We start from the raw sequence: 9,731 nt of genomic DNA, 5'->3' as shown, positions 1-9,731 counted from the left end.
GGCGGTAACGGCCATCATGCGGTTCTTGAAATGTTCTCGCTTAGCGTTGTCTGGCGTACCTTCCACGCGATGCCCTCATTAAGCGTTCTCAAAACTCATCTCGTGTACTTAGCACGAGCACCAGCAATCGAGAATGTGTTTTGATACGCCGGTGACCCCTGCTAGACCTTCTCACATGGCGGCGCTTCAAAATCGATCGTTTGTGAGAAGGCTATGTTGGCAGCCGGCGGACAGAGTGGGTATGCGGATGACGTCCAATCGACGGAACTACCGACCCTAATGGAACAGACTGCTAACCCGTTGCCTGCTGATGCCTGCGCCAAAGTTCATCTAAGTGCGAGGCGTTCTTTTTATAAACCCCAGGGGCCATCATCGGCGCTCCCTCGACGGCAGAATTATAGTCGCCCATGAATACAAGCAGGTCCCCCTCCGGGTATCCCGCGGCACGGATTGCTCTAATCCTGGCCTGTGTCGAGGACAGCGCTAGGTGCGCGCGTGCGTAATCCCGTGCGCTTCCTAAAACCTCTTGAGAGATTAAAAAGATAAGAACGACCAACGCAAGGCGAGACGTAAAGGCGATCTTCGCAGCGTCGATAAAGTACACGGTCGAGACGAACAAGCCAAAGCATATCGACCCGTAGACTACGAGTTTTCGCCAAGTGGATGCAGCGCTGAGCCGGTATAGCCGACAGGAATAAAACGCGCTTTCCTCGATTAATTCGAGTAGTCGCTCCTTGCCCTTTTCCTTCGTGCTAGCAAAAAACTCAGGGTTGTGTGCCCGTTCACCCTGTTCTTTTGTTACCGTAAACCCGGACTCAATGTCCCTTATTTCGCCCGGTGAAACTGTTCCGACTAAGCCTTCCACGACAAGGAGTGCTCTGCGGCCTCGCTCAGCTTGCGCCCGGCTAGCTCGGTACAACCAGTCTGCATACGCCCAGCCAGCAAAGATGACAGCGGCAAGGATTGCCAACAACAGGGTTACGGTCGTGTCGCTCACAAAGACTGTAACTGCCGAAAGCACGGCCAGGGTTAGCTGCGCTCGCCCCGACCAAGTGAATAGCTTCTCGGCTTTGCCAAACTCAGCGTTCGTCAGCCCTTCCAGTATCTTAGCTTCAACTACCAACCTGCTTGCTCCCTCTGCCGCATGCAGCATAGGGCCAAACCTACCGGGACCAAGCGCTGCGTCCTCATGTGATCACGACATGGAATGGGCGGCTCTGGCCCACGAGCCTGCCGTCGCCATCCCGGATCACGAACGCTTCGGCGAGGTGCACGCCGCGATATTCAAGCGGCTCCCACCGCCGCGTTCCCTCCTGCGGCGTCTCGAAGCCGCCGCGCCCTTTGCCGATTGCCATGGCAATCGCGCCAGTGTTGGTGATCCTGTAGCGAACCGAGTGGCCGGACGGGAGCCGCTGGCCATCGTTGACGAGTACGTCAAACCAAAGCCCCCCTCTGCCGGGAACCTGTTCGAAATCTTCCACCCGGCGCCCTTCCGGCGAGTTTCGGTTCGGTCGCCAGGTGGCGGCAATTTGAACGCGATCGGAGACGATGTCGGCGCGCGGCCAGATTGGTTGGCGCATATGGCTGGGCCGATCAAGGCTCGGTTTCCAGAGCCAGCGCCCCACTCGGGTGACCATGTCGACAATCCTGCTGTCGTGGTGCGCGTCAGAACGGATCAGCCCTGCCAAGAGCACATTCGGATCCTCGTCAACTTCGTCCTGGTCGGCGCTTTCGGTCAAGGAGGAACTGAGCACCGTGATGCCCTTGGCGAACTTGTCCCCGAAGATTTCACGCCAAGCGAGAATGCTTGCGAATTTGCCTTGTGTCTCGAAGGCGGTGTCGATCTTAGCCCGAAGTTCACTCACCGCGGTTCGTAGATCGGCGTAGGCCTGGTCTGTTAATGAGGCGGCGAAGTCCTCGCTGATGAGTTCGGGGTTAGGCACCTGTGGGCGTCGTGGGCGCGCCTGCAGCCAAGTGTCGAGGCGACGCATGATTGTGCGCAGGGTGGTGGGCACGTCCTTGAACTCGGAGGCGCCAGCGTCCGACCATTGTATGCGCTCGCCAATGAGTGTGGTGAGGAGGACCGAGGGGCAAGCGAAGTCACCTCGGATGTCTCGTAAGTATTTGATGAGCCGGGCAACCTTCCGGAACGAGTTAGATCCCGAGTAGCCATTCTTCGCGTTGAACCATTCGGTGTATTTAACGGGTTCGGTTCGCTCGAAATCGTTGGTGGCGCGGTTGCAGACCTCGAGGCGTTCGGCGACCTTGCGGCCGCGAACGCAGGGAGCGATGTCGATGCGCCGGTCAGTAGCGTAAACGATCGTGACGCAATAATCCCAGACTTCAACCTTGTCCTTGTAGAGGCCGCTCGCCTTAAAAGCGTCGCCGAGCTTGGATACGTAGTTTGCGGCCGTCCAGCCCTCGACAGGGTCGACGATGACGAGGAGGTCAGCGTCAAATTCCTTGCTATCGACGGGTCGGATAATAGTGTTGTGCGCCCAAGAGCCTTGCTCCACGAACTTCCAAACTCGCGGTTCCCAATCGGCCTCTCTGATAAACTTCTTAATGGCGTCGACGCTGGCTTCCAGGGTGTCGATCCGGTTCTGGTTGAGGTTGACCGTGTCAGTCAAAAACTCCGAGAAATGCTTGATCAGTTTCATGCGGTCCGCTCGTATCCGAGATGCGGACCTTAGCCGGGCCGCTCTTGCTGTTGTGTCTGGCTGATCAAGGTACCTGCGTTATGGGTGGTTCGGCTAGGGTCAGATGCTCCCGTCTGACCTACGAGCTATTTCCGCGACGGCTGAACCATGTCGTGCCTCTTCCCGGCCCTAGTCCGCTGCAGGAAAGTGACGATAGTGTTGCTTCCGCGACGCCGATCGTCGGCGCGCGTTCAGGTGAAGAGGTCGCCGATTGCGCGCACTCGGAAGGCGTTGTGCCATCGACGTCGGCGATGCTCGCTGGCGTCGTGACGCATGTGGCAACGCTGGCAGAGCGCGGCGAGATTGCGCGTCCGGTTGTCGCTTGGATCATGGTTCAGGTGTGCGCTTGCGAGGACCACGCGCGTGACACGCAGATGAGCGGGCGGGGCGATGCCAATGAACCCGGGTTGCGCGCGTGAGAGATCGTCGGGCGTCGGCAGGCGCCGGACTTTTCTACCCTGCCCGTCGCGCCACAGGGCCGCATCCTCATCCCACCAGATCCCGTTTCCAAGATGCAGGACGTCGCGGCCGTGAGGACGGCTGCAATGCTCACAGCGTCCCTTGGCACGGGTAAAGCGAATGACCGCAGACAACTCGGGCCAGTCGATCGGGTATAGCCAACGATGTTCGCGCGCGATCGGCATGACGATTCTATGAGTCACGCAGGCATAGAACGAAAGCAGAAAACGCCTGTGATTCAGATTTATCATCATCACTAAGCGATTAAGCGACTAAGGCACTAACCGATTTAGCTAATCTACGGTTTAGGCGAGCACTTCCAGTCCATGCTTTTGAACGACCGTGAGCAGTTTCAGGGCTAGGCCGCTCGGCTTTTTCGTGCCCGCTTCCCACTTCTCGACCGTGCTTTCGCTGGTGTTGAGGTAACGCGCGAATACCGGTTGGCTGACATGGTGGCGCTCGCGCAATTGCTTGATCTCGGCCGGCGCGAACGTGGTTGGCACAGCCAGGCACGTCTCATCGAAATGGCGCATGGTCGCCTTGCTGATCGTGCCCGCCCGCAACATACCGGACGCGCTGCTGTGAATCGCCTCGAAGGCGTCGCTCTTGAATTTAGGCTTTGCGGGCATGGCAAATCTCCGTCAGTTCCTTGGCCTTCAGTTCTAACTCAATCTCCACATCGGTCTTCTGGTCGTAGAGGTCAGCGAGATCACGAAAGGCGCTCAGCTCGGCATCGGTGATATTATCGCGGTCCTTCTTGGCGAACAGATAGGTGTAGACCCAATAGCGCCGCCCTTTGGCCAGGATGATGCTGCGATGGCGATTCTTGTCGAGCCGCTTCTTAAACACGCCCCCGCCGAGGTCATCGCACTGGCCTTTCCGCACCTGCTCGACCGCATCGCATAGCTCCTTGTCGGCAATGAGTGCCTTGCGTGCCGCCTTCGAGAACCAGGCCGTCTTGAAGGTTCGCGGCTGTTCTCCATCCGACATGGCTCATGTGTAGCACCTAGTCCGGTGTTTTTCAATCCTCTCGCTGATGGGCGCGCCCATGCGGGCCGCGCTCTATCTCCGCTGCGCTTCGATCAAGCCGCCTTCGGCGTCTCGCCCCATGCGGGTGACGATCACTCGCGTGGCGGCATGCCTGCCCGGAGGTCGCCGGCGACGCCGGCGATAGCATTTGATCGGCAGGGAAAGTGGGGGGGCGCCCCCTCTCCCAGCAACGGCAATCAGCCGGGCCGTGGCTCGGCTGCGCCTGCGCCCGCACCACCCCGGCAGATTCCCGCTGCCCCCTCACCCCCCGCTGTTCGCCACGAGGCAGGGCCGATGGCCGAGGCCATCGCCCATGCGGGCGATTTGAAGGGAGGCAGGACGATGGAGCAGGACAATCGCGAAAGTTGGTTGAACCGGGTGGCGGTCGGCATGGCCCCGCTGTTCGGGGCGTTGGGCGCCCCCCTGCCCTCCCGGGTGCGGGTCGCGATCGGGTTCACAAGCTGTGGCGCCAAAGGCAAGGCGATCGGCGAGTGTTGGGATAACCGGTGCAGCGGTGACGGGCACTTCGAGATCTTCATCCGTCCCGACCTCGCGTACGCCTCCGACGCGATGCCGGCACAGATCGCCGCAATCCTCGCGCATGAGCTGGTCCACGCCGCGGTCGGCATCGCAGCGGGGCATGGGAGGGCGTTTAAACGGATTGCGCTCGGTCTCGGCTTGGTCGGGCCGATGCGTGCCACTACTCCCGGCGATGTCTTTCTCGCGACCATAACCCCAATCCTTGCTGGAGCCGGTCCCCTCCCCCATGCTCGGCTCGACACAGGTGGCGACACGACGCGGCCGAAGAAGCAGGGAACGCGGCTACTCAAATGCGAGTGTGAGGCGTGCGGCTATACGGTGAGGACCGCGCGTAAATGGCTGGAATTGGCAGGCGCGCCGTTGTGCCCGATCAAGGGGCATGGGGTGATGCGCCACGATCCAAACGAAGGCGACGAGAATTCAGACGAGAGCTAAGCGACTAAGTGGCTTTACGACTAAGCGGCTAAGCGGTATAAGTCGCTTAGCCGCTTAGTAGGAGCAAAGCTGTGCAGGTATGGGCCGTCATCGCGCAGAAGGGTGGGCAATCGAAGACCACTCTTTCAACCGGCTTCGCCGTCGAGGCGGCGCGGGAAGGGGCATCCGTCGTCATCCTCGATGCCGACGACCGGCAGGGGTCCGCGCTCTATTGGTCGGAACGCCGCGACGACGACGACGTGATAGTGAAGGACAGCAGCGTCGCTGGCCTCCCGCTCCACGTTTCGCGTGGACGCGCCAGCGGGAAGATCGATCTTATCATCATCGACACGCCCGCGAATTCCAAGGACATCGCCATGCTCGCGGCCGAGCAAGCGGACTTCGTCATTGTCCCCGTCGCGCCGCGTGGGCTGGACGTTCATTCGGTGCTGCAGACGGTCAAGCAGGTGCAGCAGGCAGGCACTCCGTTTGCGGTCATTTTGACGCAGGTTCCGCACCAAGGCGGGGAGGGGCAGGAGGCCCATGCCGGCTTCGCGGCCAAGGGCGTAACGCTGTTCGACAGCCGGCTCCACTTCCGCAAGGACTTCTACAAGGCCACGCCACTCGGGCGGACGGCGGCCGAAACAGAGCCGGACAGCAAGGCTGCAGCCGAGCTGCGTGCCGCTTATATCGAGGCTAAGCGACTAAGCGGCTTTACGACTAAGCCAGTAAGCGAGGCAGCATAATGGCGAAGAGACCGTCCGCACTTGCCAGCATCTTCGATGATGAGCCCGAAGAGGCCGCAGCGGCTCCCATCGCCGAGGCTGCCTCCGAGCCGCAGCAGGCGGTCGGGCCACGTCGATCGCGGCGCTCGCCCGACACGCCGACACCGGTAGCGCCAGCGCGTCGCAGTAGCCATCCAGGCAAGAAGCCGGTGCTGATCCACATTCCCGAGGACATGCACCGCGCGCTGCGCCAGCTCAGTGTAGAGGAGGGCGGGGAGCCGCTTACCGTCGTGACCGAGCGCCTGCTCCGGCAGTATCTCGTCAAGCGGGGCCACACCAGGTTTGCTCCGTGAGCAAGCGGCGTGATCCCAATCCCGAGTTCGACCTGTTCATCCCGGCGCTTGGCGACCTTCCGCTCAAGGACCAGCGGGAGGTCATGGAGCGTCCGTTCTTCTCGCTGCAAAAGCGCAAGCGTCTCAAGCCCATCGAGTATCGCAGCCCGGATGGCGAAGCGTGGGTGCGCGTCCAAGCGATCCCCGACTATGGCATGGCGACGATTTGGGATGCTGACATTCTGATTTGGGCGGCATCTACCCTCAATCGCATGAAGCAGCAGGGCTTGAACGACCTGCCGCGCACGCTGACGACGACCCCTTATGACCTGTTGCGGGCTATCAAGCGTGGCACTGGAGGTAGGGACTATCAGGAGCTGCAAGCGGCGCTGCTCCGGCTCCAGACGACCTCCATCACCACCTCAATCCGCGCGACCAAGCGCCGGCAGAAAGCTGGCTTCAACTGGCTTGATAGCTGGACCTTCGACACCGACGCCGAGACCGAGCAGCCGCGGGGCATGACGCTGACGCTTTCGGATTGGGTTTATGAGGGGATCGTCAACGAGAAGTCGTTGCTTACCATGCATCCCGATTATTTCCTCCTGTCCGGAGGACTGGAGCGGGCGCTGTATCGCATCGCGCGCAAGCATGCCGGCACGCAGCGCGGGGGATGGTTGTGCCGGGTAGAGGTGCTCCGCGACAAGACGGGCAGCGATGCCCAGCCTAAGGAATTCAACCGGATGCTTCGGCGCGTGATCGAGGCTGACCAGCTTCCCGATTATACAATGGAAACAGCCGAAACGACCGACAAAAGCCCGGCCGTGCTGTTCAGGCTCCGCGGCGAGGCCGAAGCGCTGGCGCTGGCCGAGAAGATGCGCGTGGAGGAGGAACGGCGCGCCCGCATCGACGCCGATCGCCGGCGCACGGACGAGGTGGACGCCCATATGGACCGACTTGCCGGCCGGCGGTGACTATCGGGGTTTCACCCACCTCAACGCTATTTATCGGGGTTTCACCCACCGGTTGGAATCATCGGCCGATCACCGAAGCACTTTAGCTCGGACGGGACAGGCGGCTAGTCTGTGGATAACTGGCATGCAGAGCCTATTTCGGCACCCTAGACCCGGGGTTTCACCCACCATTCGTTCGGGGGATCACACACCGCACTATCGGGGGATCACACACCGAATCACGGGGTTTCACCCACCAGCGGTGCCGCTAAGCAACTGATAAGCGAAGAGGATTCGGGACATTTCTAGCCCTTAACCTTCTTAAGGATTCCTATTTAACAGAATCACTTAATCCCAGCCGACAACGTGAGAACGCAAAAGGACCAATGGAATCGGCCTACCGGCCGATGCACTTTTGTTGCGTGACGGCATAGCCGTCACCAGAACGGCGCAAGCGCCGCAGGGCTAGGCGAGAAGAGAGTCGGCGAGGTAGCGGAGGAATAATGCCCGAGCGCCGCCCAGAGCGGCTGCCAGGGCAGAAAAGGACTTCCGCTAAGAGAGGAGGCCCCGGTAACGGCAAACGTCGCTAGAAGGGCTTAAATTGCCATGCGGGTTTGGTAGGCGGTTAATCATAACACCGCCTACCGGTGGGTCTAACTTCCGGTCCTCGAAAGCACGAATTATCGCCGATTATACGGAGGAGCGGCGCTGCCTTACGGCGCGGCAGGTGTGTGTGTTCGTGCTTTCGCGGACCATTCAAGCCGGATCAAACAAGCCGGCAAACTCACGCTGGTCGTAATATCGGATTTTCTCGACCGCGAGCGGATGTTCGCCTTGGCGGAGCAGCAGGAGCTGGTCGGGTCGCATCCGCATGATTTCGTCGGGTGTAGCAAGACGGCGGGCCGAGACATGACCGCTGACGCTTTCCGATGGGCCGGCGCGATTTTCGCCCCAGCCCGTGCCGCGCGACGTGCTGACGGTATCATATTCGATCGTGGTGTCGCCGATCGTGCGCGAGAGCATGTCGGCGGTGGCATGGTCGTTGACCCCGAACGTTTGGATCACGCCCGCGTTGGACATGAAGGTGCCGGCGCGCTCGCCATAGGTCGCCTTGAGCTGGTGCATGTCCTGAAGGATCGGCCAGAGCTGGAGGCCATAGCCCGCCATCAGTCCCATTGCGCGCTCGACGGGTTCAAGGCGACCGAGCGCGGCGAACTCGTCGAGCAGGAACAGCACCGGCCGGGCAGGGCGGGCGGTGGACCGCGCCATGTCGGTGACGGCCTGGCTCACCAGCAGCCGCAGCCAGCGGGCATAGGTGTCGAGCCGATCGGGCGGCAGGCACAGGAACACGGTGGCGGTCGTGTCCTTCAATTCCGCGAAGGTGAAATCCGACGCGGCCGTGCTGGCGACGATGCGGGGGCTATCGAGAAAGTGAGTGTGCCGCTGCGCCGAGGACAGCACGCCGGCGGCTTCGCGATCAGACTTGCCGAGCTGCCGGTTGGCGGCGCGGGCGATCAGGCCACCGGCGCCGGCGCTGTCCTGCATATCGGCCAGCAGCGCGGCGAAGGCGGCAGGGGCGAGCGTCAGCTTGTCGCGCACCGTCGCCAGCACGCGGGCGTGGGCGGGTTCGTGGACGACGGTGTGCAGGATCAGCCCGGCGATTAGCGCCTTGGCTTCCTCGTTCCAGTGGGCTTCGCCCGATTGTCCCGGCGCGTCATGCACCAGCGCGTCGGCGAGGGTGTTGGCATCTTCCGCGAGATCGAGGCTGGCGGGATCGAGCCGGTCGAGCGGATTGTAGCGGGCAGGGGGCTGACCCGACACGCCGAACGGATCGAGGCACCAGACCTTGCCCTTGGCGGCACGCGCGCGGGCGGTGACCCGCGCGTTCTCGCCCTTGGGGTCGATGCAGATCACCGAGCGATCCAGCAGCAGCAGGTTGGGGATGATCGTACCGACGCCCTTGCCCGATCGGGTGGGTGCCATCGTCAGCAGATGCGCCGCGCCGTCGTAATGCAGCAGCTTGCCCGACTTCGCCGAGCGGCCGATCAGAAGATCTCCGTTCGCTTCCAGCTTCCGCACGTCGGCACGGTATCCGAAGCGGGCGGAGCCGAGCAGATCGCTGCGCTGGTTGGCGGCACGCCGGTTGAAGCGCCAGGCGAGGAACAGGACCGCGCCGGCAAGCAGGAACGGAATGTCGGTCGCTATCTCGCCATAGCCGAAGATGCCCTTGAGCCAGGCGTTGCTCGCCATCAGCACCACGAAGGCGACGAAGACCGCGAACAGCGGGCTGATCCGTCGCCTGAGCATCAGTGCGCGCCCATCGGCGTGACCGGCAGGGACCGATCGGCGTCGGGGTGATCGAGCAGCCGGAGCAGGATTTGCGAGACGAGGGGAGGGGGCACGCCCTCATCCAGCATCATCTCGAAAAACGCATCGTCGTTGCGCGTCGGGATCATATCCTCGATGACTAGGTTGGCGCGCGAGTCCGCCATGTCCTCGTGCCACATGGCCCAGTCGGCCCGAAGCTGCGATTTTGGTCATCTTGGAGAACACGTCGGGAACGGGCTGGTTGTTGTTGACGAT

General features: G+C 61.7%; 11 protein-coding genes. 4 read left to right on the top strand and 7 right to left on the bottom strand.

Translation table 11 applies throughout. The features are described from left to right. Window positions 1-292: 292 nt before the first annotated feature. The 5 genes from ACH0CP_RS18815 to ACH0CP_RS18795 form a co-directional block, all read right to left on the bottom strand. Window positions 293-1,123, bottom strand: a complete 831-nt coding sequence (locus ACH0CP_RS18815) for a hypothetical protein (protein ID WP_156359965.1) — start codon at window positions 1,121-1,123, stop codon at window positions 293-295. 64 nt (window positions 1,124-1,187) lie between these two features. Beyond that, window positions 1,188-2,660 carry an SMODS domain-containing nucleotidyltransferase gene (locus tag ACH0CP_RS18810; protein WP_056454965.1) on the bottom strand — a complete coding sequence of 491 codons (1,473 nt, stop codon included), beginning with the start codon at window positions 2,658-2,660 and terminating at the stop codon, window positions 1,188-1,190. 230 nt (window positions 2,661-2,890) lie between these two features. Further along, window positions 2,891-3,343 (bottom strand): hypothetical protein, encoded by a 453-nt coding sequence (locus tag ACH0CP_RS18805; protein WP_082458177.1) that lies wholly within the window; start codon window positions 3,341-3,343, stop codon window positions 2,891-2,893. Window positions 3,344-3,463: 120 nt separating this feature from the next. Continuing rightward, complete coding sequence (locus ACH0CP_RS18800) at window positions 3,464-3,787, bottom strand: DNA-binding transcriptional regulator (protein ID WP_056454961.1); 324 nt, start codon at window positions 3,785-3,787, stop codon at window positions 3,464-3,466. Then, on the bottom strand, window positions 3,771-4,148 hold the full coding sequence (locus tag ACH0CP_RS18795; RefSeq protein WP_056454959.1) for a type II toxin-antitoxin system RelE/ParE family toxin: 378 nt from the start codon (window positions 4,146-4,148) through the stop codon (window positions 3,771-3,773). Before ACH0CP_RS18795 ends, ACH0CP_RS18800 begins: the two co-directional genes overlap by 17 nt. Before the next feature lie 381 nt (window positions 4,149-4,529). Between ACH0CP_RS18795 and ACH0CP_RS18790 the strand changes: the two genes are divergently transcribed. The 4 genes from ACH0CP_RS18790 (at window position 4,530) to ACH0CP_RS18775 (ending at window position 7,169) form a co-directional block, all read left to right on the top strand. Next, a complete protein-coding gene (locus tag ACH0CP_RS18790) occupies window positions 4,530-5,162 on the top strand; it encodes a hypothetical protein (protein WP_056455026.1) in 633 nt (210 codons plus the stop codon). Window positions 5,163-5,233: 71 nt separating this feature from the next. Next, window positions 5,234-5,887 (top strand): hypothetical protein, encoded by a 654-nt coding sequence (locus tag ACH0CP_RS18785; RefSeq protein ID WP_406889927.1) that lies wholly within the window; start codon window positions 5,234-5,236, stop codon window positions 5,885-5,887. After that, window positions 5,887-6,219: a hypothetical protein gene (locus ACH0CP_RS18780; protein WP_056454951.1), complete on the top strand. Its 333-nt coding sequence runs from the start codon at window positions 5,887-5,889 to the stop codon at window positions 6,217-6,219. The genes ACH0CP_RS18785 and ACH0CP_RS18780 overlap by 1 nt, the downstream gene beginning before the upstream one ends. Beyond that, window positions 6,216-7,169, top strand: a complete 954-nt coding sequence (locus ACH0CP_RS18775) for a replication initiator protein A (RefSeq protein ID WP_056454948.1) — start codon at window positions 6,216-6,218, stop codon at window positions 7,167-7,169. The genes ACH0CP_RS18780 and ACH0CP_RS18775 overlap by 4 nt, the downstream gene beginning before the upstream one ends. A 735-nt stretch (window positions 7,170-7,904) precedes the next feature. Here ACH0CP_RS18775 and ACH0CP_RS18770 read toward each other — a convergent pair. Further along, window positions 7,905-9,455: a type IV secretory system conjugative DNA transfer family protein gene (locus ACH0CP_RS18770; protein ID WP_082458176.1), complete on the bottom strand. Its 1,551-nt coding sequence runs from the start codon at window positions 9,453-9,455 to the stop codon at window positions 7,905-7,907. Continuing rightward, complete coding sequence (locus tag ACH0CP_RS18765) at window positions 9,455-9,640, bottom strand: hypothetical protein (protein WP_406893940.1); 186 nt, start codon at window positions 9,638-9,640, stop codon at window positions 9,455-9,457. The genes ACH0CP_RS18770 and ACH0CP_RS18765 overlap by 1 nt, the downstream gene beginning before the upstream one ends. Window positions 9,641-9,731 lie beyond the last annotated feature (91 nt).

The sequence above is a fragment of the Sphingomonas sp. 179-I 2A4 NHS genome (assembly GCF_045369135.1).
Lineage (GTDB): Bacteria > Pseudomonadota > Alphaproteobacteria > Sphingomonadales > Sphingomonadaceae > Sphingomonas.
Note: the sequence above shows the minus strand (reverse complement) of the source record. Positions and strands in the feature narration are given on the sequence as shown.

Bases quoted from the DNA above. Each gene is read 5' to 3' on its own strand.
- ACH0CP_RS18790 (WP_056455026.1), top strand. From the start codon at position 4,530: ATGGAGCAGGACAATCGCGAAAGTTGGTTGAACCGGGTGGCGGTCGGC.
- ACH0CP_RS18800 (WP_056454961.1), bottom strand. From the start codon at position 3,787: ATGCCCGCAAAGCCTAAATTCAAGAGCGACGCCTTCGAGGCGATTCAC.
- ACH0CP_RS18810 (WP_056454965.1), bottom strand. From the start codon at position 2,660: ATGAAACTGATCAAGCATTTCTCGGAGTTTTTGACTGACACGGTCAAC.
- ACH0CP_RS18770 (WP_082458176.1), bottom strand. From the start codon at position 9,455: ATGCTCAGGCGACGGATCAGCCCGCTGTTCGCGGTCTTCGTCGCCTTC.
- ACH0CP_RS18795 (WP_056454959.1), bottom strand. From the start codon at position 4,148: ATGTCGGATGGAGAACAGCCGCGAACCTTCAAGACGGCCTGGTTCTCG.
- ACH0CP_RS18805 (WP_082458177.1), bottom strand. From the start codon at position 3,343: ATGCCGATCGCGCGCGAACATCGTTGGCTATACCCGATCGACTGGCCC.
- ACH0CP_RS18765 (WP_406893940.1), bottom strand. From the start codon at position 9,640: ATGGCGGACTCGCGCGCCAACCTAGTCATCGAGGATATGATCCCGACG.
- ACH0CP_RS18780 (WP_056454951.1), top strand. From the start codon at position 5,887: ATGGCGAAGAGACCGTCCGCACTTGCCAGCATCTTCGATGATGAGCCC.